General features: G+C 74.4%; 17 protein-coding genes. 5 read left to right on the top strand and 12 right to left on the bottom strand.

Going from position 1 to position 23,818, the window contains the following annotated elements:
• Positions 1–12: 12 nt before the first annotated feature.
• Positions 13–1,425 (top strand): alkaline phosphatase PhoX, encoded by a 1,413-nt coding sequence (locus GA0070622_RS11765; RefSeq protein WP_091573337.1) that lies wholly within the window; start codon positions 13–15, stop codon positions 1,423–1,425.
• Between the two features lie 101 nt (positions 1,426–1,526).
• On the opposite strand, the gene GA0070622_RS11760 is transcribed toward GA0070622_RS11765, so the two are convergent.
• Positions 1,527–1,955 (bottom strand): hypothetical protein, encoded by a 429-nt coding sequence (locus GA0070622_RS11760; protein WP_091573336.1) that lies wholly within the window; start codon positions 1,953–1,955, stop codon positions 1,527–1,529.
• Positions 1,956–2,076: 121 nt separating this feature from the next.
• A complete protein-coding gene (locus tag GA0070622_RS11755) occupies positions 2,077–2,658 on the bottom strand; it encodes a TetR/AcrR family transcriptional regulator (RefSeq protein ID WP_176710451.1) in 582 nt (193 codons plus the stop codon).
• A 254-nt stretch (positions 2,659–2,912) separates the two neighbouring features.
• Between GA0070622_RS11755 and GA0070622_RS11750 the strand changes: the two genes are divergently transcribed.
• Entirely contained in the window at positions 2,913–4,394 is a 1,482-nt protein-coding gene (locus GA0070622_RS11750; protein WP_091573334.1) for an MFS transporter, read from the top strand.
• Positions 4,395–4,462: 68 nt separating this feature from the next.
• Here the strand turns inward: GA0070622_RS11750 and GA0070622_RS11745 are convergent, their stop codons facing one another.
• A complete protein-coding gene (locus GA0070622_RS11745) occupies positions 4,463–5,248 on the bottom strand; it encodes an SGNH/GDSL hydrolase family protein (protein ID WP_091573333.1) in 786 nt (261 codons plus the stop codon).
• A gap of 188 nt (positions 5,249–5,436) precedes the next feature.
• Between GA0070622_RS11745 and GA0070622_RS11740 the strand changes: the two genes are divergently transcribed.
• Positions 5,437–6,972, top strand: coding sequence for a M1 family metallopeptidase (locus GA0070622_RS11740; RefSeq protein ID WP_091573332.1), 1,536 nt, complete (start codon positions 5,437–5,439; stop codon positions 6,970–6,972).
• Positions 6,973–7,069: 97 nt separating this feature from the next.
• Here GA0070622_RS11740 and GA0070622_RS11735 read toward each other — a convergent pair whose 3' ends face one another.
• The 4 genes from GA0070622_RS11735 to gltB form a co-directional block, all read right to left on the bottom strand.
• Positions 7,070–7,597 (bottom strand): hypothetical protein, encoded by a 528-nt coding sequence (locus GA0070622_RS11735; protein WP_091573331.1) that lies wholly within the window; start codon positions 7,595–7,597, stop codon positions 7,070–7,072.
• A gap of 62 nt (positions 7,598–7,659) precedes the next feature.
• On the bottom strand, positions 7,660–9,204 hold the full coding sequence (locus GA0070622_RS11730; RefSeq protein WP_091577211.1) for an MFS transporter: 1,545 nt from the start codon (positions 9,202–9,204) through the stop codon (positions 7,660–7,662).
• Positions 9,205–9,435: 231 nt separating this feature from the next.
• Positions 9,436–10,941, bottom strand: coding sequence for a glutamate synthase subunit beta (locus GA0070622_RS11725; protein WP_091573330.1), 1,506 nt, complete (start codon positions 10,939–10,941; stop codon positions 9,436–9,438).
• On the bottom strand, positions 10,934–15,592 hold the full coding sequence (gene gltB / locus GA0070622_RS11720) for a glutamate synthase large subunit (RefSeq protein ID WP_091573329.1): 4,659 nt from the start codon (positions 15,590–15,592) through the stop codon (positions 10,934–10,936). The genes GA0070622_RS11725 and gltB overlap by 8 nt, the downstream gene beginning before the upstream one ends.
• A 145-nt stretch (positions 15,593–15,737) precedes the next feature.
• Here gltB and GA0070622_RS11715 point away from each other — a divergent pair, with 145 nt between their 5' ends.
• Positions 15,738–16,580, top strand: a complete 843-nt coding sequence (locus GA0070622_RS11715) for a GNAT family N-acetyltransferase (protein WP_091573328.1) — start codon at positions 15,738–15,740, stop codon at positions 16,578–16,580.
• 36 nt (positions 16,581–16,616) lie between these two features.
• Here GA0070622_RS11715 and GA0070622_RS11710 read toward each other — a convergent pair whose 3' ends face one another.
• Both GA0070622_RS11710 and lgt read right to left on the bottom strand, forming a co-directional pair.
• The gene (locus tag GA0070622_RS11710; RefSeq protein ID WP_091573327.1) at positions 16,617–17,804 is read right to left on the bottom strand and encodes an FAD-dependent oxidoreductase; all 1,188 of its coding nucleotides are present in this window, start codon (positions 17,802–17,804) and stop codon (positions 16,617–16,619) included.
• 11 nt (positions 17,805–17,815) lie between these two features.
• Entirely contained in the window at positions 17,816–19,075 is a 1,260-nt protein-coding gene (gene lgt / locus GA0070622_RS11705) for a prolipoprotein diacylglyceryl transferase (protein WP_091573326.1), read from the bottom strand.
• Positions 19,076–19,177: 102 nt separating this feature from the next.
• Here lgt and GA0070622_RS11700 point away from each other — a divergent pair, with 102 nt between their 5' ends.
• A complete protein-coding gene (locus GA0070622_RS11700) occupies positions 19,178–19,723 on the top strand; it encodes an NUDIX hydrolase (protein ID WP_091573325.1) in 546 nt (181 codons plus the stop codon).
• An 874-nt stretch (positions 19,724–20,597) separates the two neighbouring features.
• Here the strand turns inward: GA0070622_RS11700 and trpA are convergent.
• From trpA to trpC, 3 genes are read right to left on the bottom strand one after another with little or no spacing between them, the layout of a single operon-like run.
• The gene (trpA, locus tag GA0070622_RS11695) at positions 20,598–21,401 is read right to left on the bottom strand and encodes a tryptophan synthase subunit alpha (protein WP_091573324.1); all 804 of its coding nucleotides are present in this window, start codon (positions 21,399–21,401) and stop codon (positions 20,598–20,600) included.
• A 4-nt stretch (positions 21,402–21,405) separates the two neighbouring features.
• On the bottom strand, positions 21,406–22,632 hold the full coding sequence (trpB, locus tag GA0070622_RS11690) for a tryptophan synthase subunit beta (protein ID WP_091573323.1): 1,227 nt from the start codon (positions 22,630–22,632) through the stop codon (positions 21,406–21,408).
• A 37-nt stretch (positions 22,633–22,669) separates the two neighbouring features.
• Entirely contained in the window at positions 22,670–23,473 is an 804-nt protein-coding gene (gene trpC, locus GA0070622_RS11685) for an indole-3-glycerol phosphate synthase TrpC (protein WP_172968088.1), read from the bottom strand.
• Between the last annotated feature and the right edge of the window lie 345 nt (positions 23,474–23,818).

Genomic DNA, 23,818 nt, shown 5'->3' with positions numbered 1-23,818 from the left:
GAAGGCGACGACGTGACCTCCTCTCCCCTCTCCCGGCGGTCCCTGCTGCGCGGCAGCGCGGCCGGTGGACTCGGCATCGTGGTGGCCGGCAGCCTGGACGCCATCGCCGGCCCGGCGGCGGCCCGGGCCGCGTGCCGACCAGCGGTCGGCTACGGCGACCTGGTGCCGGACCCGGCCGGCCTGCTGGCCCTGCCGCCCGGCTTCTCCTACACCGTCGTCGCGCAGGCGGGGGTGACGTTGCTGGAGTCGGGGCAGCCGACCCCGAGCGACGCCGACGGCACCGGCTGCTTCCGCGGCCCGCGCGGATCGGTGCTGGTGAACAACCACGAGATCGGCGGCGACGAGCCGTACCCGGTGCCGGCGCTGCCCGGCCTCACCTACGACCCCGGCGCGCGCGGCGGCACCACCACCATCGAGGTGGACCGGCACGGCCGGCGGCTGCGCGAGTACGTCAGCGTGGCCGGCACGCACAACAACTGCGCCGGTGGCATCACTCCGTGGGGCACGTGGCTGACCTGCGAGGAGACCGAGCAGCGGGCCGGCGGTCAGTTCCTCAAGGACCACGGGTACGTCTTCGAGGTCGACCCGCACGACCGGTCGGCCAACCAGGACCCGGTGGCGCTGCGGTTCCTCGGCCGCTACGCGCACGAGGCGGTGGCGGTCGACCCGTACACCCACTCGATCTACCTGACCGAGGACGCGAGCGGCCCGAACGGCCTCTACTTCCGGTGGACGCCGCCGCCCGGTTTCCGGGGTGGCAAGGGCGCGCTGCGGGCGCTCGCCCAGCGGCCGGACGGCGCCACCGCCGGCAGCCTGGCGGCGATGCGCTGCCTGCGCGGCGACGGGCACGTGGCGGACCTGTCCGAGGCCACCACGCCGGGCACCCGGTACCGGGTGGAGTGGGTCGAGGTGCCGGACCGGGACGCCCGTACCGTGTCGGTGCGCAAGCAGTTCACCGACGCCGAGGTGACCCGCAGCCGCAAGCTGGAGGGCGCCTGGTGGGGCGACGGCGGCGCGTACTTCGTGGCCAGCTACGCCCGGCGCAGCGACGGCAGCGTCAACGAGCACGACGGCCAGGTCTGGTTCTACGACCCGCGGCGGCAGACCGTCACGCTGAAGACCATCTTCGGGGTGAACACCGACCCGGAGGCGGACCACGGCAACTACGACGGGCCGGACAACATCACCGTCTCCCCGTACGGCGGGGTGATCCTGGCCGAGGACGGCGAGGGCGTGTCGCACCTGGTCGGCGTCACCGAGCAGGGCAAGGCGTATCCGCTGGCGCGCAACGAGCTGAACGACAGCGAGTTCACCGGCCCGACGTTCAGCGCGGACGGCACGATCCTCTACGCGAACATCCAGTCCCCCGGCTACGTCTTCGCGATCACCGGCCCGTGGCGCCGCCCCAGCAACGCCCACCCCTGACCTCGCCTCTCCCGCCGACTCTCGTCGATCTTGCACTTGCTGCCCCGGCAAACGGCGCATGAGCCGCGTCTTGTCGACCCGAAGTGCAAGATCGGCGGGAGCTAGCGGGTGCCGGCGGGTGTCCGGGTGACGTTCTCGGCGATCGCGCGGAGCGTGGTGGGGTCCGCCGCTCGCGGGTCGGCCAGGACGTCGACCGCCACCCCGGGCTCGACGAGCCAGAACGCTTCGGTGTCGCCGGCCAGGGCCGGGCCGTCGGGGTGGGCGAAGTCGACAAGCTCCCAGGTGGCGGTGTCGCGCTCGTGGTAGTCGGCGAGGAAGTCGCGGACCGCGCCCAGGTCGGTGAGTCGGTCGCCCCGCAGCACGTGCACACGCAGGTCGACCCGGTAGCCGTCCTCGACCTGGCGCTCCCAGACGCGGGTGGCGAAGCGGACGTCCTCCCACTCGGTGGCGAAGTCCGACACCTGCTCCCCGACCTCGGCCGGGAGATGTCCGATGTGGAACCCGCCCAGCTCCCCGCCGCTCCGCGTCATCCCGACTCCCCACGTAGACCCTGGAAGGAAACGGCCCTCGGGAGGGCCCTCACCTTTTACGATCTCGCAGCGTCCGCGCGACCGCGACCCGGGACGCTGGTCGTTCGCCCTGCTCTGCGGCTCAGGCGGGTGTCGCCGGTGGGCGCAGGCCGTCCAGGGCGATGGCGAGCACCCGGTCGCGCTGCGCCGGGTCCGGGAACTGGTACGCCGCGAGCCCGCTGATCAGCCGCACCACGTCGTCGAAGTCGGCGTCCGGCCGGGCGGCTCCGGCGGCCTGGGCGCGGCGCAGCAGCGGCTCGCCGGCGGCGTAGATCTCGGTGCGGCAGCTGCGGAACACCTCGGAGTCGTGCACCAACTCCTCGGCCAGGGCTCGCTTGGTGGCCACGTAGGCGACGAACCGGTGCAGCCAGCCGACCAGGGCGTCCCACGGGGCGAGGTCGGCCAGGTCGGCGGCGGAGGCGCTGAGCGCCCGCACCTCCTCGACGTAGACCGCCTCGAACAGGTCCCGCCGGCCGGGGAAGTTGCGGTAGAGCGTGCCGATGCCCACGCCCGCCCGGCGGGCGATCTCCTCCAGCGAAGCCCCCGCGCCGCACTCGCCGAACACCTCGCGGGCGGCGGCGATCAGCGCGTCGTAGTTGCGCCGGGCGTCGGCCCGCTTCGGGCGGCGCGCGAAGACCTCGTCCCGCTGGTCGGCGCTGGTCATGACGCGCGTCACCTCTCCCTCCCGCTTGCAACCGGAGGCATCCCTCCGCTACGTTGGTGGAGGCACCCCTCCGGATAGCGTACTCCGGACTTCCCGGCCGCGTCCGGCCGGCGTGGGTGACCGAAACCGACCCCGGACCCCAGGAGGTCCCGCCATGCCCGCTGTTCGCTGACCACCCGCGACGACCCGGCCGCCACCGCCGCCCCACCCGCGCGAGCGGCCACTCACCTCGTACCGAACGGGAGTTCTCCCACATGATCGACACACCCCGGCGCGGCTCGCGCCGGATGACGTTCCTCGTCCTCGCGGCCGGCACCGGATTCTTCGCGATGCTCCAGTCGCTGATCACCCCCGTGCTGCCCACGATCCAGCACGACCTGCACACCTCGCCGAACACGGTGACCTGGGTGCTGACCGCCTACCTGCTCTCCGCGTCGATCTTCACGCCGATCCTCGGCCGGGTCGGCGACATGATCGGCAAGGAACGGACGCTGGTGGTCTCGCTCGCCGCGCTGGCGCTGGGCTGCCTGCTGGCGGCCGTCGCGCCGAGCATCGGCGTGCTGATCGCCGCCCGGGTGGTCCAGGGCATCGGCGGCGCCGTCTTCCCGCTGTCCTTCGGCATCATCCGGGACGAGTTCCCGGCCGCCCGGGTGAGTTCGGCGGTCGCCTCGATCTCGGCGGTCGTCGCCGTCGGCGGCGGGCTGGGCGTGGTGCTGGCCGGCCCGATCGTGGCCACCCTCGGCTACCGCTGGCTGTTCTGGATCCCGCTGGTGGTGGTCGGCCTGACCGCGGTGGCCGCGTACCGGTTCGTGCCGCCGTCGCCGGTGCGCACGCCGGGCCGGATCAACTGGCTCAGCGCGCTGCTGCTCTCCGGCTGGCTGGTGGCGCTGCTGCTGCCGGTCAGCAAGGGCGCCGCGTGGGGCTGGGGCTCCGGCCGGGTGGTCGGGCTGCTGACGCTGGCCGTGGTGCTGGCGGCGGCCTGGCTGGTCGCCGAGGCCCGGGCCGGGAACCCGCTGATCGACCTGCGGATGATGCGCCTGCCGGCGGTCTGGACGACCAACCTGGTCGCGCTGCTCTACGGCGCCTCGATGTTCTCCGTCTACGCGTTCCTGCCGCAGTTCGCCCAGATCCCGACCAGCGCCGGCTACGGCTTCGGCGCCAGCGTCACCCAGGCCGGGCTGCTGATGCTGCCGATGCTGGTCGGCATGTTCGCCGCCGGTCTGCTGGCCGGCCGACTGGAGTCCCGGTTCAGCGCCAAGGCGCAGCTGAGCACCGGCGCGGCGTTCAACGTGGCGGCGGCGGCGATGCTCACCGTGGCGCACGACACCCGGTGGGAGGTCGGCGTGGCCGGCGGCCTCGTGGGCCTCGGCATCGGGTTGGCGTTCGCCTCGATGGCCAACCTCATCGTGGCCAGCGTGCCGGCCGCACAGACCGGCGCCGCGACCGGCATGAACGCCAACATCCGCACCATCGGCGGCGCGATCGGCGCGGCCCTGGCCAGCGCCGTGATCACCGCTCACCCGCAGGCGAGCGGGTTGCCCCGGGAGGCCGGCTTCACCGCGGGCTTCCTGCTGCTCACCGGCATCTCGCTGGCCGCCGCGCTGGCCGCCCTCGCGGTCCCCTCCGGGCGCCAGACGCGACCTCGACGGCGGCGGCTGGGACCGGTGTCGGGCGTGACCGGCGCGCCGGTCGTGGCGGCGGAGACGGTCGGCAGCCTGGCGCCGGCGGGCCGCTGACCCGCGTGAGTTGTTAAAAGGGGCCCCTCCTCTGCGGAATGCGTTAAGAGGGGCCCCCTCCTTACACCTCAGCCGATGGCGGCGGTCAGCGCGGCCAGGTAGCCGTAGCGGTAGCCGCTCGCGTTCGGGTGGTACGCCTCGATCACGCCGCTGACGTCGCGGATCCACGGCTCGGCCGCGCAGACACCGTGCCCGGTGAAGTACGGCCGGGCGTCGACGAAGGTGGCCCCGGCCGCGCCGGCCCGGTCGGCGGTGACCCCGTTCAGCACGTCCGCGGCCTGGTTGAGGATGGTGCGCTTGTAGCTGCTCATGGCGAGCAGGCCGCAGTATCCGGTCTCGAACAGCCGCGGGTAGCCCAGCACCACCAGCCGGGCGTTCGGGGCCCGCTCGCGGATCGCGGCGTAGGTGGCGTCGAGCCGGCCGGGCAGCGTGGCGGTGGCGAACGCCTTGGCCCCGGCCACCGCGCTCTCACAGCTCGACGTGCTGCCGAAGCGGCAGCTGGTCATCACGTCGGCGAAGCCGGCGTCGTTGCCGCCGATGGTGATGGTGACCAGCGTGGTGCTCGCGCTGAGCTGCCCGACCTGGTTGTTGCGGACGTCGGCGGTGACCGCGCCGCCGCAGGCCGGGAACCGGAAGCTGGTGACCGCGTGCGCCGCGGCCCAGAGCGGGGCGTACGACTTCTGGCTGCGCAGGCAGGTGGAGAGGTCGTACGGCCCGGCGCCGACGCCGGAGGAGTAGGAGTCGCCCAGGGCGACGTAGTTGACGGTGGCGGCGCGGGCCGCGCCGGGCAGGAGCACGGCGCCGAGGACGGCCGCCAACACCGCGGCGAGGGCGGTACGGACGCGACGGGACATGACAGGACCTCCACGGGACAGGGGTGGTGGAGCCCGTTGACCGCGCGCGTGGCCGAGGGGTCGTGCTTGTTACTAGTCGGTAATGCTATCGAAACATTCGCAAGAATTGAATAGCTGCCGACCCAGATCCGTTTACATGCGTCGATTAGGTTGGCCGGTGCGTACACCCGACGGAGGGAGTCCCACCCGTGCGACGCGCACTCACGGCGGCGATCGCCGCCCTGACCCTCACCACCGCCGGCACCACCGTGACCGGCGCCCCCGGCCTGGCCGCCCCGACCGGACGGGGCGGCCCGCAACCCGCGGCGGCGACCCCGACGCCGGGCGGCCCCGGGCTGGGCGACAGCTACTTCCCCGACTACGGCAACGGCGGCTACGACGTCGACCACTACGACATCCGGCTGCGCTACGAGCCGTTCACCGACCGCCTCAGCGGCACCACCACGATCCTGGCCACCGCCAGGAAGGACCTGTCCCGCTTCAACCTCGACTTCGCGCTCGACGTCGAGTCGGTCCGGGTCAACGGCTGGGTCGCCACGTTCGCCCGGGCCGGCGACCACGAGCTGGTGGTCACCCCGGCCCGGTCCCTGGCCAAGGGCCAGCAGCTCACCGTCGTGGTGAAGTACGCCGGCGTCCCCTCGCAGACGACGGTCTACGGCTACACCGGCTGGACCCGCACCGCCGACGGGGCGCTCGCGGTCAACGAACCCGAGTCGGCCTGGTGGTGGTATCCGAGCAACGACCACCCGAAGGACAAGGCCACCTGGGACATCTCGGTCTCGGTGCCGACCGGTGTCGAGGTGGTCAGCAACGGCGTGCAGCCGCGCGACCCGCTGCCCGAAGCCGGCAACCGCACCCGGTGGAGCTGGCGCAGCGTGGAGCCCGGCGCCACCTACCAGGCGTTCCTGGCCATCGGACAGTACGACATCGTCACCGACACCGCACCGAACGGGCAGCCGGTGGTGAACGCGTACAGCACCACGCTGGGCGAGCGCGGTCCGGCGGCCCGGGCCAGCATCGAACGCACCGCCGAGATCGTCGACTGGGAGAGCGGGCTGTTCGGCCCGTACCCGTTCGAGGCGCAGGGCGGCGTGGCCGGGCCGATCGACGGCATCGGCTTCGCGCTGGAGACGCAGACCCGACCGGTGTACGGCCCCGGCTTCTGGCGGCGCGGCGCGAACCCGTACGTGGTGGTGCACGAGAACGCGCACCAGTGGTTCGGCGACTCGGTCTCGGTGGCGGCCTGGCGCAACATCTGGCTGAACGAGGGCTTCGCCTCGTACGCCGAGTGGCTCTGGTCGGAGGAGCAGGACGAGGGCACCGCCCAGGAGCTGTTCGACTTCACCTACTCCAGCTACCCGGCCGACTCGGAGTTCTGGCAGGTGCTCCCCGGTGACCCGGGCGCCGACCGGATCTTCGACGACGCCGTCTACGACCGGGGCGCGATGGCGCTGCACCAGATCCGGTTGGCCGTCGGCGATCCGGCGTTCTTCCGGATCCTGCGCGCCTGGACCGCGCAGCGCCAGTACGGCAACGGCACCATCGAGCAGTTCCAGGCGCTCGCGGAGCGCGTCTCCGGTCGCGACCTGGACGCGGTGTTCACCACCTGGCTGTTCACCGCCGGTCGCCCCGAGGTGGGCGCCACCGCGCGGGCGACCTCGGCCCCGGCCCGACCCGCCTCCTGGGCGAAGATCCGGGCCGCGCACGACCTGCTCGGCCGCTGACCGGCACCGGCCGGGCCCGCTCCCCCACCGGCGGGGCGGGCCCGGCCGGGCCGGCCCCCGGGTCCGTGGTCCCCGCTGCGGCCGGGTACGGCCCCGGTCAGCCGGCCGCCGGCGCGGGCGTCCCGACCGGCGTCGCCGGCGTGCGGGCCGCCTCGACCGCGCGGATGTGCCGGTAGGCGAACCAGAGCGGCGGGAACGCGCCGACCGCGAACGAGAGGTCGACGAGCGTCCAGAACCACGGGATGCCCCGGATCGGGCCGCAGATCAGGGCCAGCGGCACGATGCCGGCGCAGGCGATCATTCCGACCTGGACCACCCAGACGTTGCGCACCGGGTCGCGCAGCGGCCCCCAGAACGCCACCGCCAGCACCAGATGGGCGAACGCCAGCCAGTCGGTGCCGTAGAGCAGGAACGGGTAGTCCCGGTCGGCGGCCACCAGCCCGTCGTGGACCCGCTCGATCCAGCCGACCAGCGCCGGGAGCCGCCCGGCGAGCGGGTCGAGCGCCGCGAGCAACCACCGGACCTCGATCTCCAGCGGGAACGCGGTCACCCCGCTGAGGAAGAGCCCCACCACCACGACCCAGAGCCAGCGGCGGATGCGCCGCAGGCGTACCTCGACGTCCATGCCCGCAGCGTAACGATGATCATCGTGCCGGCGGGGCCCCGGCGGGCATGACGTGGCCCACCTCAGCGGCGGCCCGCGTCCACCCGGGCGGCGGCCGACGCCGGCCGGGCCGTGCCGGGACGGACCCCGGGCCGTGACGCCGGGACCGGCCGACCGGCCATGACGGTCGGCGCGACACCCGCCGCGACGGTCGGAGTCGGCCCGGACGGGACCGGCACGGCACGCCGGACCGGCCGCACCACCCGGACGGCGCTCGCCGCCACCCGACGGACCGGACGACGCACCGCGGGCAGCACGAGCGTGAGCCGACGGACCGGACGCCGCACCGCGGGCGGCACGAGTGCGAGCCGACGGACCGGACGACGCACCGCGACCGGCGTCCGGACCAGCCGGCGCTCGCGCAGCCGGTCCAGCGCCACCCCGGCCGCGAGCGTCGCCACGGCGCTGACCGCGCCGGCCAGCACCAGCGTCTGGCGGGGGCCGGCGTGCTCGGCCAACCAACCCAGCAACGGCGCGCCCACCGCGGCGGCGACCGAGCCGGTGACCGCGAGCGCCGCCAGCACCCGCCCGCGCATCGCGTAGTCGGTGTCCAGCTGCGCGCGGGCGCCGACCGTGGTGTCGATGACCACGGCCGCCGCCGCCACCGGCAGGATCACCGCGGCGAAGCTCGCCGTGCCCGGGGCCAGCCCGGCCACGATCTGCAGCGCGCTGGCGAGCAGCCCCGCGCCGACCAGCACCGCGTAGCCCAGCTCGGCGCGGCGGGCCGCGACCAGCGCGCCGAGCACCGCGCCGACGGCGAAGACGGTGGACAGGAAGCCGTAGCCGGACGCGCCGCCGCCCAGCGGCCCGTCGCTCATCGCCGCCATGGTCACCTGGTAGTTGCGGCCCAGACTGCCCAGCACGAACGACAGCGCCAGCGCGACCAGCACCACCGGCTGACCCCGCAGGTAGCGGAACCCGGCCCAGATCCCGCCGTCCGCCGGGCCCGCGTCGGCCGCCACCGGCCCGCCGGTGTGCCGCTCCCCCTCGCGTACGGCCAGCAGCGCGACCACGACCGCCACGAAGCTGGCCGCGTTGACGGCGAACAGCAGCGCCGGGCCGACGGCGGCGACCACCACGGCGCCCACGCTCATGCCGAGGATCCGCCCGGCGGAGTTGGTCAACGAACCGAGCGCGAGCGCGTTGCCGAGGCTCTCCCGGTCCACCAGGGTGGACGCCCAGCGGCCCAGCACCGGCCCCTCGATCGCCGACACCGCGCCGGTGGCCAGCGAGATCGCGTAGACGGCCGGCAGACCTCCGGCGCCGGTGAGCGCCACCACGGCCAGACCGGCGGCCAGCACCGCGTGCGCCGCCTGCGCGGTGACCAGCAGCGGCTTGGCGGGCAGGCGGTCGGCCAGTGCGCCGCCCCACACGCTGAGCAGCAGCGTGGGCAGCGCCTGGAGCAGGACGGTGAGGCCCATCGAGGTGGCGGAGCCGGTCTCCGCGAGCACGAACCAGTTGACGCCGAGCACCTGCATCCAGGTGCCGGTGACCGACACGAAGCCGGCGCCCGCCCAGATCCGGTAGTTCCGGTGGCGCAGCGCGGCGAACGTGGCGCCGAGAGCCACGACGATCTCCCCCGTTGACGACAGCGACATGACGAAGGCCGGACCCTCGTGAGGTCCGGCCGGTCGCCAAGTCTGGCGGCGGAGGAAACGTCGCGGCGACAGTTGGTGGCAGGTGTCACCGGGCGACCCGGACACCCGGTCCGGGTCGGTGCGATACCGGGCGTCCCACCCTGACGGAGGTGTTAAGAGGGGCCCCCTGCTCTACCGGAGGCGTTAACAGGGGGCCCCTCCTTACGCGGCGAGTGGCTGCCGGGCCGGGTCGACCGGGGCGGGCAGCTCGCCCACCCCGCCCAGGTACGCGTGGATGGCCGCCGCCGCGGCCCGCCCCTCGGCGATCGCCCAGACGATCAGCGAGGCGCCCCGGTGCATGTCCCCGGCGACGAAGACCCCGTCGGCGTCGGTCTGCCAGTCGGGTCGGGCGTCGACCGCGCCCCGGCCGTTGCGGGTCACCCCGAACTGGGCCAGCAGCGGCTGTTCCTCGGTGCCCTCGAAGCCGATCGCGAGCAGCACCAGGTCGGCCGGGATCTCCCGCTCGGATCCGGGCAGCGGGGTGACGATGCGCCGGCCGTCGACCTTCTCCACGGTCACCTCGGCGATCCGGACGGCGCGGACCTGCCCGGTGCCGTCGTCGACGAACTCCTGCACCGCCACCGCGAAGACCCGCTCCCCGCCCTCCTCGTGGGCCGGGTAGGACCGCAGCACCCACGGCCAGGTCGGCCACGGGTCCCGCGCGGCGTCCCGGTCCGTCGGGGGCTGCGGGTAGAGGTCGAGCTGGTGTACGCCGGCCGCGCCCTGCCGGTGGGCCACGCCCAGGCAGTCCGCCGCGGTGTCGCCACCACCGATGATCACCACGTGCTTGCCGGCCGCGTCGATCGGCGTGCCGTCCGGCAGCACGGCCAGGGCGGGCCGCCCGTCGCCCGCGGCCGCCACCACCCGGTTCGCGGCCACCAGGTGCGACATCGCCTGGTGCACGCCGCGCAGCGCCCGGCCCGGGGTGCCCGGGGTGTCCCGGCCCTGGAGCGCGCCGCAGGCGAGCAGCACCGCGTCGTGCTCGGCGCGCAGTTGGTCGGCGGTCACGTCGACGCCGACCTCGACGCCGGTGCGGAACCGCACCCCCTCGGCGGTGAGCTGGGCGACCCGGCGGTCGACGTGCTGCTTCTCCAACTTGAAGTCGGGAATGCCGTAGCGGAGCAGGCCGCCGATCGCGTCGTCGCGCTCGTACACGGTGACCGTGTGACCGGCGCGGGCGAGCTGCTGCGCGGCGGCCAACCCGGCCGGGCCGGAGCCGACCACCGCGACCGACCGGCCGGTAGGGGTGGAGGCGGGCCGGGGACGCAGGCCGTCCCGGGCCACCGCCGCGTCGGCGATCTCCACCTCGACCTGCTTGATGGTGACCGGCTGCTGGCCGCCCAGGCCGAGCACGCAGGCCGCCTCGCACGGCGCCGGGCAGAGCCGGCCGGTGAACTCGGGGAAGTTGTTGGTGGCGTGCAGCGACTCCACCGCCGCGTCCCAGTTGCCGGTGCGGACCAGGTCGTTCCAGTCCGGGATGCGGTTGCCCAGCGGGCAGCCGTCGTGGCAGAACGGGATGCCGCAGTCCATGCACCGGGTGGCCTGCTCGCGGACCAGCTCCTCGCCGGCCGGCGGGTAGACCTCCCGCCAGTCGGTGATCCGCACCGGCACCGGGCGGCGGGCGGGCAGCCGCCGGTCGTAGCGCAGGAAACCGTTCGGGTCAGGCACGAGCCACCTCCTGGGCGACCACCCGGGGCGCGGGTGGTACCGGGGCGGGAGAGAGGGCACTCATCACCGCGTCGTCGACGTTCCGGCCGGCGGCTTCGGCGGCCCGCATGATCTCCATGACCCGGCGGTAGTCCCGGGGCACCACGGCGGTGAACTCCTCCACCGCCTGCGGCCAGCGCTTGAGCAGGTCCTCGGCGACCGCCGAGTCCGTCTCGGCGAAGTGCCGCTGGACCAGCTCGTGCAGCCGGTCGCGCTCCTCGTCGCGCAGCGGCGACAGGTCGACCAGCTCGGCGTTGACCAGCCGGCGGTCGAGCCGGTGCACGAACGCGGTGCCGCCGGACATACCGGCGGCGAAGTTGCGCCCGGTCGGACCGAGCACCACCACCGTGCCGCCGGTCATGTACTCGCAACCGTGGTCGCCGAGACCCTCGACCACCGCGGCCGCGCCGGAGTTGCGCACCGCGAACCGCTCGCCGACCCGACCGCGCAGGAACACCTCGCCGCCGGTGGCGCCGTAGAGGATCGTGTTGCCGGCGATGATCTGGTCCTCGGCGCGGCGGCCCGGCTCGGCGTCGGCGCCGACGAACGGCGCGTCGGCGTCCGGCCGGACCACGATCCGCCCGCCGGACAGTCCCTTGCCGACGTAGTCGTTGGCGTCGCCGTGCAGGCGCAGCGTGACCCCGCGTGGCAGGAACGCGCCGAACGACTGCCCGGCGGTGCCGCGCAGCAGGAACTCGACGGTGTCGTCGGGCAGCCCGGCGCCGCCGAACCGGCGGGTCACCTCGCCGCCCAGCATCGCGCCCACGCTGCGGTGCTCGTTGCGCACCTCGACCTCGACCCGGACCGGGGTGCCGTCGCGCAGCGCCGGGCCGGCCAGCTCGATGAGCCGGTTGTCCAGCGCCGCGTCGAGGCCGTGGTCCTGGGCACGGACGCCGCGCCGGGCCGCGCCCTCGGGCAGCTCCGGCAGGTGCAGCACCCGGCCCAGGTCGAGCCCGTGGCCCTTCCAGTGGTCGATCGCGCCGGCCACGTCGAGCAGCTCGGTGTGCCCGATCGCCTCGTCGATGCTGCGGAAGCCCAGCTCGGCCAGGTAGCCCCGGACCTCCTCGGCGAGGAAGAGGAAGAAGTTCTCCACGAACTCGGGCCGGCCGGTGAACCGCTCGCGCAGCACCGGGTTCTGGGTGGCGATGCCGACCGGACAGGTGTCCAGGTGGCAGACCCGCATCATCACGCAGCCCTCGACGATCAGCGGGGCGGTGGCGAAGCCGAACTCCTCGGCGCCGAGCAGCGCCGCGACCAGCACGTCCCGGCCGGTCTTGAGCTGGCCGTCGACCTGCACGGTGACCCGGTCGCGCAGCTTGTTGAGCAGCAGCGTCTGCTGCGCCTCGGCCAGGCCCAGCTCCCACGGGGTGCCGGCGTGCTTGAGTGAGTTGAGCGGGGACGCGCCGGTGCCGCCGTCGTGCCCGGAGATGAGGATGACGTCGGCCTTCAGCTTGGCCACGCCGGCCGCCACCGTGCCCACACCCACCTCGCTGACCAGCTTGACGTGCACCCGGGCGGCCGGGTTGACGCACTTCAGGTCGTGCACGAGCTGGGCCAGGTCCTCGATGGAGTAGATGTCGTGGTGCGGCGGCGGGGAGATCAGGCCGACACCCGGGGTGGCGTGCCGGGTCCGCGCGATCCACGGCCAGACCTTGTTGCCGGGCAGCTGCCCGCCCTCGCCGGGCTTCGCGCCCTGCGCCATCTTGATCTGGAGGTCGTCCGCGTTGACCAGGTATTCGCTGGTCACGCCGAACCGACCGCTGGCGATCTGCTTGACCGCCGAGCGGCGCGCCGGGTCGTGCAGCCGCTCGACGTCCTCGCCGCCCTCGCCGGTGTTGGACTTGCCGCCCAGCCGGTTCATCGCGATCGCGAGCGTCTCGTGCGCCTCCGCGGAGATCGACCCGTACGACATGGCGCCGGTGGCGAAGCGCTTGACGATCTCGGTGGCCGGCTCGACCTCGTCCAGCGGCACCGCCGGGCGGACGCCGGTGCGCAGCGTGAACAGCCCGCGCAGCGAGCCCGCCTGCGCGGCCAACTCGTCGACCTTGGCGGTGTACTGCCGGAACACGTCGTACTGGCGGCTGCGGGTGGCGTGCTGGAGCAGGAAGACCGTCTCCGGGTTGAACAGGTGCAGCTCGCCCTCGCGGCGCCACTGGTACTCGCCGCCGACCTCCAGCCGGTCGCTGATCTGTGCGCCCGGCGCCGGCCAGGCCCGCGCGTGCCGGGCGGCCACCTCGGTGTGGATCTCGGCCAGCCCGATCCCGCCGATCGTGCTCGGCGTGCCGCGGAAGTAGCGGTCGACCAGGCGCGTGTCCAGGCCGACCGCCTCGAACACCTGCGCCCCGCAGTACGACGACACGGTGGAGATGCCCATCTTGGACATGATCTTCAGGACGCCCTTGCCGAGCGCCTTGACGTAGTTGCGGACCGCCTTCACCGGCTCCACACCGGCCAGCGCGCCGGTGGAGATCATGTCCTCGACCGACTCGAAGGCGAGGTACGGGTTGACCGCCGCCGCGCCGTAGCCGATCAGCACGGCCGCGTGGTGCACCTCGCGGCAGTCGCCGGACTCGACGACCAGCGCCACCTGGGTCCGGGTCTGCTCGCGCACCAGGTGCTGGTGCACCGCGGCGGTGAGCAGCAGCGACGGGATCGGCGCCAGGTCGGCGTTGGAGTCCCGGTCGGAGAGCACCAGGATCCGTACGCCGTCCTCGATCGCCTCGGACACGTGCCGGCAGATCTCGGTCAGCCGGGCCTTGATGCCGGCGCCGCCGTCCCGGATCCGGTAGAGACCCGAGACCCGGACCGCCTTGAAGCCGGGCAGGTCGCCGTCCTCGTCGATGGAGAGGATCTTGGCCAGCTCGTCGTTGTCGATCACCGGGTAGGGCAGCACGATCTGCCGGCAGCTCGCCGGGCCCGGGTCGAGCAGGTTGCCCTCCGGCCCGATGGTGGACGCCAGGCTGGTCACCAGCTCCTCCCGGATGGCGTCCAGCGGCGGGTTGGTGACCTGGGCGAAGAGCTGGTGGAAGTAGTCGTAGAGCAGCCGCGGCCGGGTGGACAGCGGGGCGATCGGGGTGTCGGTGCCCATCGAGCCGATCGGCTCCGCGCCGCTGCGGGCCATCGGGCCGAGCAGGATCTTCAGCTCCTCCTCGGTGTAGCCGAACGTCTGCTGGCGGCGGCGTACCGAGTCGTGGGTGTAGACGGTGTGCTCGCGCGGGGGCAGGTCGTCCAGCTCGATCAGGCCGGCGTGCAGCCACTCCTGGTACGGCTGCGCGGCGGCCAGCTCGGTCTTGATCTCGTCGTCGGAGACGATCCGGCCGTTGACGGTGTCGACCAGGAACATCCGGCCGGGCTGGAGCCGGCCCTTGGCCACCACCGTGGTCGGGTCGAGGTCGAGCACGCCCGCCTCGCTACCCAGCACCACCAGGCCGTCGGAGGTGTGCCACCAGCGGCCCGGACGCAGACCGTTGCGGTCCAGCACCGCGCCGACGATCTCGCCGTCGGTGAAGGCGACCGAGGCGGGGCCGTCCCACGGCTCCATCAGGCTGGCGTGGAAGCGGTAGAACGCGCGCTTGTCGGCGCGCATGTCCGGGTCGTTCTCCCAGGCCTCGGGGATCATCATGAGCACCGCGTGCGGCAGGCTCCGCCCGGCCAGGTGCAGCAGTTCGAGCACCTCGTCGAAGTTCGCCGAGTCCGACGCGGCCGGCGTGCACACCGGGAAGACGCGGCGGATGTTGCCGGGGATGCTCGGGCTGCGCAGCAGCGCCTCCCGGGCCTGCATCCAGTTGCGGTTGCCGCGAATCGTGTTGATCTCGCCGTTGTGCGCGATGAAGCGGTACGGGTGCGCCAGCGGCCAGGACGGGAACGTGTTGGTGGAGAAGCGCGAGTGCACCAGCGCGATGGCGCTGACCACCCGCTCGTCGGTCAGCTCCGGGTAGAACGCCGGGAGCTGGTCCGGGGTGAGCATGCCCTTGAACACCATCGTGCGGCCGGACAGCGACGGGAAGTACGCCGGCACGCCCCGCTCGGTGGTCTCCCGCTCGACCTGCTTGCGCAGGCAGAACGCCACCCGGTCCAGGTCGAGCCCGGACAGCGGGGAGCCGGCCGGCCCGGCCGGCGAGTCGGTCAGCCGGTGCGCGGCCACGAACAACTGCCGGACCCGGGGCATGGCCGCGAGCGCGGTCTCGCCCAGCCCGGACGCGTCGGTCGGCACCTCGCGCCAGCCGAGCACGTCGGCGCCCTCGACCAGCGCGTACTTGTCCACCACCTGGCGGGCGCGCGCCTCGGCCGCGTCGTCGTCGGGCAGGAACACCAGTCCGGTCGCGTACTGGCCGGCGGGGGGCAGCGGGAAGTCGACCACGGCGCGCAGGAACGCGTCCGGCACCTGGATCATGATGCCGGCGCCGTCACCGGTGTTGTGCTCCGCGCCCCGGGCGCCCCGGTGGTCCAACCGGCAGAGCGCCCCGAGGCCGTTCGCGACGACCTGGTGCGAGCGCCGCCCGTGCAGGTCGGCCACGAAGGCCACGCCGCAGGCGTCGTGCTCGTACGCGGGGTCGTAGAGCCCCGTCGTCCCTGGGGCCGGCTGCGGGCTGAGAGGGTACGGAAAGGCCACCGGGCCTCCTGTCGTCACTCAGGTTGGATCATGGTGGGGACGACGTCGGCCCTCTGGGGTTTATTGAGTCTACGTTAGGGCGTCCGGCGCAAGGCCAGTTCAGATTGATCACACTTCCAGAATCTGGGACGTGTAGTCTCGCGCGGTGGATGTCGTACGAGCTGACGCACTCGACCGGTTGGAGCGTTTCTACGACGCGGTGCCCCGCGACGGGGCCCGGACCGAGGAGTTCGACTCCCTGGTGCTCTTCGTCCGCGACGGGGCCGGATGGCCGTTCTACGCCCGCCCCCGGCCCGACGCCACCGAGGCGCCCACCCTGGCCGAGGTGACCGCCGTCCGCGCCCGGCAGCGGGAGCTGGGCCTGCCGGAGGCGTTCGAGTGGGTGCACGAGCACCAGCCGGAGCTGCTCGCGGTGGCCCGCTCGGCAGGGCTGAGCGTGCTGGAGGCGCCGCTCATGCTGCTCGAACCCGAGCTGCTGCCCGACCCGGGGACGCTCAGCGACGTACCGGTGCGGGTGCTGGACCCCGGCGACCCGGGCTTCGCCGCGGACATCGCGCTGCGCCGGGCCGTCGCCGCTGTCGGTTTCGCGAACGGCGGCACCGCACGCGGCGAGGCCGGGCCGGCCGAGCGGGACGCCGCGGTGGCCCGCCTCGACGTGGAGGCGCTGGAGGAGGAGGCCGCCCGGGTGACCGACGGCCGGCGCGTATCGGTGCTCGCCGGCACCCCGCAGGAGGGCGCGCTGGCCAGCGGCATGGCGATGCGGGTGGACGACGTGGCGGAGATCGCCGGCGTGGCCACGCTGCCCTCCGCCCGCCGACGCGGCCTGGGCGCCGCGGTCACCGCCACGCTGGCCCGGGAGCTGCGCGCCGCCGGCACCGACCTGGTCTTCCTGAGCGCCGGCAGCGAGGACATCGCCCGGGTCTACCTGCGGGTCGGCTTCCGCCGGGTCGGCACCGCCTGCATCGCCGAGCCGGCCGCCGTCATCTGACCAGCGCGCCGACCGGACGGGGGACGCGCGAGGCGGTCAGGACGGCGGCTGCCAGGCGGCGGCCGCCGCGGCGGCCGTGTTGCGCATCCTCGGGCTGATCGTGCCGAGCGCCGCGTCCCGGGCGCGCAGCGCCAGCCGGCCCCGGGTCTGCAGCACCGCCGACATCCGGCGGGTCTGCCGCACCATGGTGGCCGCGCGCGGCCGGCGCAACCGGTCGTAGCCGGTCACCGCGTCGGGCAGCCGCGACTCGCGCAGCAGCCCGGCGAGCGTGGCCGCGTCCTCGAACGCCAGGCAGGCGCCCTGCCCCAGGTGCGGCGGCATCGCGTGCGCGGCGTCGCCGAGCAGCACCACACCGCCCGGGCCGACCGGGAAGCCGTACGCCCGGGGCAGCGGCCGCAACTCGCGGATCTCCTGCTGCACCACGTCCGCCGGGTCGGTCGCCTCGAGCAGCGTGGCGATCGGCGCGGGCCAGCCCGCGTACCAGCGCTTGAGCAGGGCGAGCTGGATCTCCGGCGGCTCGGGGCGGGGCGCGCCCGCGGCGGTGGCCACCCAGTAGATGCCGCCCCGGCGGGAGGCTCCGGCGGTGCCCCGCTCACCGAGCGAGGCGGCCACGAACCGGTAGCCGGCGCCCAGCGTCTCGCCGTGCACCGGCTGGTCGGCGGGGAGCTGCGGCGCGCGGTACCAGGGGATCACCGCCCGCCAGGCCGCGCAGCCGGAACTCACCACCGTCGTCTCCGGGCAGAGCTGCCGGCGGATCTCGCTGTCGGTGCCGTCGGCGGCCACCACCAGATCGGCCTCGACCGTGTGCCGGCCGTCGCCCACCGCGGGACGTTCGCCGGGCACCGTGCGTACGCTGCGCACACTCACCCCGGTGCGCAGCTCCACCTGGTCGCCCAGCCCGGCGATGAGCGCGTCGTGCAGGTCCTCCCGGTGCACCACCACCGGCATCCGGTCGGCCGGCGTGGGCCGGGGCTGCACCAGCCACTGCCCGTCCGGGCGACGGATGCCGCCGTCGGGCAACGCCGTGGCGATCGCGTCCAGCCCGGCGCCGAGCCCGAGGGCGCGCAGCGCGCGTACCCCGTTGGGCCACAGCACCACGGCGGTCGGCTCCGGCCGGACCCGGTCGGAGCGTTCCAGCAGCGTGACCCGCCATCCGGAGCGGGCCAGCGCGCCGGCCACCGCCATCCCGCCGAGGCCGGCGCCGACCACCACCGCGCTGCGCATGACTCCCCCGCTCAGCTGTCCCGGTCCGTCGGTCGCCCGCCGGCGTCCGCCCGACCGGCGTCCGCGCGGTCGACCCCGCCCGTGTGGTCCGACCCGGCCGGATCGTCGCCGGCCCCGGCCCGGTCGGCTGACGCGTCGTCCGGGCCGTCGGTCGCCGCGCGGTCCGGCCGGACCGCGTCGTCGTCGATCACCGCACGGTCCGCGTCGTCGTCGGCCGCCGCACGGTCCGCGTCGCCGGTCGCCGCCGGTTCCGTCGGGGGCAGCGCACCGGTCTCCCGGTACGCGCGGAACTGGTCCTCGGTCACCACCCGGTAGCCCTCCGGCGCGACCGGCCGCGCGCCGGCCTCGCCGGCCGAGAGGTCGACCTGGGACACGTCGCCGGCCGGCGCCACCGGGGCGGCCGGCTCACCCACCGGGACGAGGTATTCCCGGGGACCGCGGACCCGCACGAAGTAGACGAGCGCGCCGAGGAAGACCAGCGCGGCGGTCCAGACGTTGAGCCGCACGCCGAGGATGTGGTTGGCCTCGTCGGTGCGCATCAGCTCGATCCAGAACCGGCCCACCGTGTAACCCATCACGTAGAGCGCGAAGGCACGCCCCCGGCCCAGCCGCAGCCGGCGGTCCAGGATCAGCACCAGCGCGGCGACGCCGACGTTCCAGAGCAGTTCGTAGAGGAACGTCGGGTGGTAGAGCCCGGGTTGCAGGACCGGGTTGCCGGCGTCGTCGCGCAACGCGTGACCCGGGTTGTCCGGGTCCATCACGTGCACCTCGAGACCCCAGGGCAGGGTCGTCCGCCCGCCGTACAGCTCGTTGTTGAACCAGTTGCCCAGCCGGCCGATCGCCTGGGCCAGCGGCATCCCCGGCGCCAGCGCGTCGGCCACCACGGTGAGCGGGATGCCCAACTGCCGGGCGGCGAGCCAGGCGCCCACCGCGCCGCCGGCCACCGCGCCCCAGATGCCGAGGCCACCCTCCCAGATGTAGAGCGCCTTGATCGGCTCACCGCCGGCGCCGAAGTATTTCTCCGGCGAGGTGATCACGTGGTAGATCCGGGCGCCGATGATGCCCGCCGGCACCGCCCAGACCGCGATGTCGAGCACGGCGCCCGGGGCAACGCCACGGCGGCGCAGCCGGTACTCGGTGACCACGCAGGCCACCGCGATGCCGGCGATGATGCAGAGCGCGTACGCCCGGATCGGAAAGGGACCGAGCTGCCAGACGGCGGTGCTGGGGCTGGGCATGGCCGCCAGTGGGGTCATCGGGGCGAGGGTCACGGGTGCACACGGTACCGGTGCGGACCGTGTGTGCGGCACCCCGGTCCGCCGCGTCGTGGAGCCGCATGACTTCTGGTTTGCGCGGCCGTACGCTCTTTGTCCATGAGCGCGCTCACCTGGGCGGTCGCCGCGGTCGTCAGCGACGGGTCCGGCCGGGTGCTGCTCTGCCGGCGCTCCGGCGGCGTACCCCGCTGGGGCCTGCCGGGCGGGCGGCTGCGCCACGACGAGAACCCGCCCGACGCCGCCGTCCGGTCGATCCGCGCGGAGACCGGCTGGCTCGTCGACCTGGTCGACCTGGTCGGCCTCTACCGGGTCGCCGATCCGAGCGCTCCCGTGCCCCCGGCCGGCCGTTGCGGCCCCGCGCCGGACGTCCTGGTGCACGTGTTCCGCGCCCGGCCGACGGGTGGCGCTCCGGCCGGCGAATCGGCACCCGGCTGCCATCCCGAGTGGCACCCCTCGGACGCACTGCCCCGCGCGCTCACCCCCGCCACCCGGGCCGCCCTCGTGGACGCGCTCGCCGGCCGTTCCGGCGTGCTCCGGAACACGCCCGCCGCCGACCCGCCGCCGCCGGACGCGCATCCGTCCGACGGCGTCGGCACGCCGCCCGGCCAGCGGTCGCCAGGTGGCTTCGACACCGGCCGGCGCTGAGCGGCATCGGCGCTGAGCGGGCCGACGCCGATCGAGGGCCGACGCCGAGCAGGGGCCGACGCGAAGTCGCGGCCCACGCGAAGTCGCGGCCCACGCGAAGTCGCGGCCCACGCGAAGTCGCGGCCCACGCGAAGTCGCGGCCCACGCGAAGTCGCGGCCCACGCGAAGTCGCGGCCCACGCGAAGTCGCGGCCCACGCGAAGTCGCGGCCCACGCGAAGTCGCGGCCCACGCGAAGTCGCGGCCCACGCGAGGTGGCGACCGACGCGAGGCGAGCCGCGACTGTGTCGGGGGGCGGCCTCGGGCGGACCGTCAGCCGGACAAGGCCGCCTCGACTCGCTCGGCCGGGCTGGGTCTCTTTCCGACGCCTGTCGAGCTGATATCAGTAACGACTCAGCGCACGGGGGATCTCGCCAGGACGGCGGTCACCACCGGGAGGGCGCAGGACCGGACGCCACTCGGCCGGACCGGCGGTATCGGGGTGAGCCACGCAGCGTATTCCCGGCGGCGTGGTGTCGACTGCGCGTGGAGGCGGCCCGCTGCGTCCCTCGGGGCAGCGCGATATCACAAACGACTCAGCTCGAAAGGCGTGCGGCGGGGGTGGCCCGACCTCGGGCGGCGGGAAACCGACGGGTTCGGCGCGAGGCCTGCCCGGCACCCGGCGCAAGCCTGCCCGGCACCCGGTCCGAGCCTGCCCAGCGCCCGGTGCCCGGTGCGAGTCTGAGCGGTGCCGGTGCGAGCGCGGAGACCCGACAGGCGCCCGACACCGGCCCGACGGCGCCCGACACCGGCCCGACACCGGCCCGACGGCACCCGACACCGGCCTGACGGCGCCCGATGCGAGCCGACAAGTGCCGGACGGCTGGCGGAGACGGGTCAGCGGACCGGGTTGCGGACGCCTTCGGCCAGTTCGGCGCTGAGCGTGCGCAGGGCGGTGAGACCGGCGGCCTGGTCCGGGGCGTCGAGCACGCACCGGACCAGCGCGCTGCCCACGATCACCGCGTCGGCGTAGCCGGCGACGGTCGCGGCCTGCGCGCCGGTGCCCACACCCAGCCCGACCCCGACCGGCAGGTCGGTGACCTCGCGCAGCCGGGAGACCAGGATCGGGGCGGCGTCGGAGGTCTGCGACCGGGCGCCGGTGACGCCCATGATCGCAGTGGCGTAGACGAAGCCACGGCAGTGCTCGACGGTCATCCGCAGCCGCGCGTCGGTGGAGGACGGCGACACCAGGAACGTCCGGTCCAGGCCGTGCGCGTCGGAGGCGGCGAGCCACTCGGCCGCCTCGTCGGGGATCAGGTCGGGCGTGATGAGGCCGGTGCCGCCGGCGGCGGCCATGTCGCGGGCGAACGCGTCCGGGCCGTACTGCTCGATGGGGTTCCAGTAGGTCATCGTCACCACGGACGCACCGGTCGCGGCGACCGCCTCGACCACGCGCAGCGCGTCGGCGGTGCGTACGCCGCCGGCCAGGGCGATGTCGCTGGCCTTCTGGATGACCGGGCCGTCCATCACCGGGTCGGAGTAGGGGATCTCCACCTCGATGACGTCCACACCCGCCTCGACCATGGCGGTCATGGCGGCGATGCTGCCCTCGACGGTCGGGAAGCCGGCCGGCATGCAGCCGATCAGCACGGCCCGCCCGTCGGCCCGGGCCTTGTCGAACGCGACCCCGATGCGGCTCACGCAGTCACTCCTTGTCGAGGATGCCGAAGTACGCCCCGGCGGTGTGGACGTCCTTGTCGCCCCGACCGGAGAGGTTGACCACGATCACCGGCTCGCGGCCCAGCTCGGCGGCGAGCTCCGGGGCGATCCGCTTGGCGCCGGCCAGCGCGTGCGCGCTCTCGATCGCCGGGATCACGCCCTCGGTGCGGCAGAGCAGCTCGAACGCGGCCATCGCCTCGGCGTCGTCGACCGGCAGGTAGGTCGCCCGGCCGGTGTCGTGCAGCCAGGCGTGCTCCGGCCCGACGCCCGGGTAGTCCAGGCCGGCCGAGATCGAGTGCGACTCGATGGTCTGGCCGTCGGCGTTCTGCAGGACGTACGTGCGGGTGCCGTGCAGCACGCCCGACGAGCCGCCGGTGATGCTGGCCGCGTGCCGGCCGGTGGCGACGCCCTCGCCGCCGGCCTCGAAGCCGTAGAGCCGGACCCCGGTGTCGGGCACGAAGGCGTGGAAGATGCCCAGCGCGTTGGAGCCGCCGCCGACGCAGGCCGCGACCGCGTCCGGCAGCGCGCCGGTCAGGTCCAGGCACTGCTGGCGGGCCTCGACACCGATGCCGCGCACGAAGTCCCGGACCATCTCCGGGAACGGGTGCGGCCCGGCGGCGGTGCCGATCAGGTAGTGGGTCGTGTCGACGTTGGCGACCCAGTCCCGCATCGCCTCGTTCATCGCGTCCTTGAGCGTGCGCGAGCCGGTGGTGACCGGGACGACGGTGGCGCCGAGCATGCGCATCCGGGCCACGTTGAGCGCCTGCCGCTCGGTGTCCACCTCGCCCATGTAGACGACGCATTCGAGGTCGAACAGGGCGGCGGCGGTCGCGGTGGCCACGCCGTGCTGGCCGGCGCCGGTCTCGGCGATCACCCGTCGCTTGCCCATCCGCCGGGTGAGCAGCGCCTGGCCGAGGACGTTGCGGACCTTGTGCGCGCCGGTGTGGTTGAGGTCCTCCCGCTTGAGCAGGATCCGGGCGCCGAGCTGGGCGGACAGCCGCCGGGCCTCGTACAGCTTCGAGGGGGTGCCGGCGTAGTCGCGCAGCAGCGCGTCGAACTCGGCGAGGAACTCCTCGTCGCCCATCGCCTTGCGGTACGCCGCGTCCAGCTCGTCCAGCGCGGCGACCAGCGCCTCGGGGACGAACCGGCCGCCGAACCGGCCGAAGTGGCCGGCGGCGTCGGGGACCTGGCCGGATGCGGGTACGACGCTCATCGCGGGCGTCCTCTCGGATCGGGTGGCCCGGCGCGGGTCAGCGCACCGGGCGGGGCGTGGCCGGGTGGTTACCGGCGTTGACCAGCTCGGCGACCGCCTCACGGGGGCTCTTCTGGGTGACCAGTCCCTCGCCCACCAGGACGGCGTCGGCGCCGGCCGAGGCGTAGCGGATCAGGTCGTGCGGGCCGCGCACGCCGGACTCGGCGATCTTGACGACGTTGCTGGGCAGGCCGGGCGCGATCCGCTCGAACACCGAGCGGTCGACCTCCAGGGTACGCAGGTCACGGGCGTTGACACCGATCACCTGGGCGCCGGCCTCCAGGGCCCGGTCCGCCTCCTCCTCGGTGTGCACCTCGACCAGCGCGGTCATGCCCAGCGACTCGATCCGCTCCAGCAGCCCGACCAGCGCGTTCTGCTCCAGCGCGGCGACGATCAGCAGCACCAGGTCGGCGCCGTGCGCCCGCGCCTCGTGCACCTGGTAGCTGGAGACCACGAAGTCCTTGCGCAGCACCGGCACGTTCACGGCGGCCCGGACCGCGGCCAGGTCGTCCAGCGACCCGCCGAACCAGCGGCCCTCGGTCAGCACGCTGATCGCCCGCGCCCCACCGGCCGCGTAGTCACCGGCCAGGTCGGCCGGGTCGGCGATCTCGGCCAACCGCCCCTTGGACGGCGACGAACGCTTCACCTCGGCGATCACGGCCACGCCGGGCCGGCGCAGCGCCGCGTACGCGTCCAGCGGCGGCGGCGCGGCCGCGGCCAGCTCGCGGATCCGCTCCAGCGGAACCTGCTCCTGGCGCCGGGCCACGTCCTCGCGGACGCCGGCCAGGATCTCGTCGAGCACGCCTGCGGACGGCGCCCCTGCGGCGTCGTCCCCCTCCGCGTGCGCATGCTCAGCAGTCACCAACGGACTCCCCTCTCCGGGTGTCATGGGCCGATGCTAGGGGGCGCCACCTGGCGACACGTGCCGGGGGGTATGGCGCACCTCACGAAACGGGCTGTGGCATGATGGCCGACTTCTGGTGAACGCGGTGTCACGCAGCGCCACCGTGGGTATCGATCGCCGCCCATGCCCTATCTCACCACGGCCGCTCCCGCGCCGCAGCGGGGCGGGTCCCGCGCGACTGTGACCAAGCTCAAGGACCTCCGGCCCTGCCCTGGTCGCTCCCTCTGTCGGACCGTTGACCTG

Origin of the sequence: Micromonospora sediminicola (assembly GCF_900089585.1) — a bacterium.
Classification (GTDB): Bacteria; Actinomycetota; Actinomycetes; order Mycobacteriales; family Micromonosporaceae; genus Micromonospora; species Micromonospora sediminicola.
Note: the sequence above shows the minus strand (reverse complement) of the source record. Positions and strands in the feature narration are given on the sequence as shown.

Excerpts from the sequence above, each read along its gene's own strand:
- GA0070622_RS11760 (WP_091573336.1), bottom strand. The coding sequence starts at position 1,955 with ATGACGCGGAGCGGCGGGGAGCTGGGCGGGTTCCACATCGGACATCTC.
- GA0070622_RS11755 (WP_176710451.1), bottom strand. The coding sequence starts at position 2,658 with ATGACCAGCGCCGACCAGCGGGACGAGGTCTTCGCGCGCCGCCCGAAG.
- GA0070622_RS11750 (WP_091573334.1), top strand. The coding sequence starts at position 2,913 with ATGATCGACACACCCCGGCGCGGCTCGCGCCGGATGACGTTCCTCGTC.
- GA0070622_RS11745 (WP_091573333.1), bottom strand. The coding sequence starts at position 5,248 with ATGTCCCGTCGCGTCCGTACCGCCCTCGCCGCGGTGTTGGCGGCCGTC.
- GA0070622_RS11735 (WP_091573331.1), bottom strand. The coding sequence starts at position 7,597 with ATGGACGTCGAGGTACGCCTGCGGCGCATCCGCCGCTGGCTCTGGGTC.
- GA0070622_RS11710 (WP_091573327.1), bottom strand. The coding sequence starts at position 17,804 with ATGCGCAGCGCGGTGGTGGTCGGCGCCGGCCTCGGCGGGATGGCGGTG.
- GA0070622_RS11700 (WP_091573325.1), top strand. The coding sequence starts at position 19,178 with ATGAGCGCGCTCACCTGGGCGGTCGCCGCGGTCGTCAGCGACGGGTCC.
- trpB (WP_091573323.1), bottom strand. The coding sequence starts at position 22,632 with ATGAGCGTCGTACCCGCATCCGGCCAGGTCCCCGACGCCGCCGGCCAC.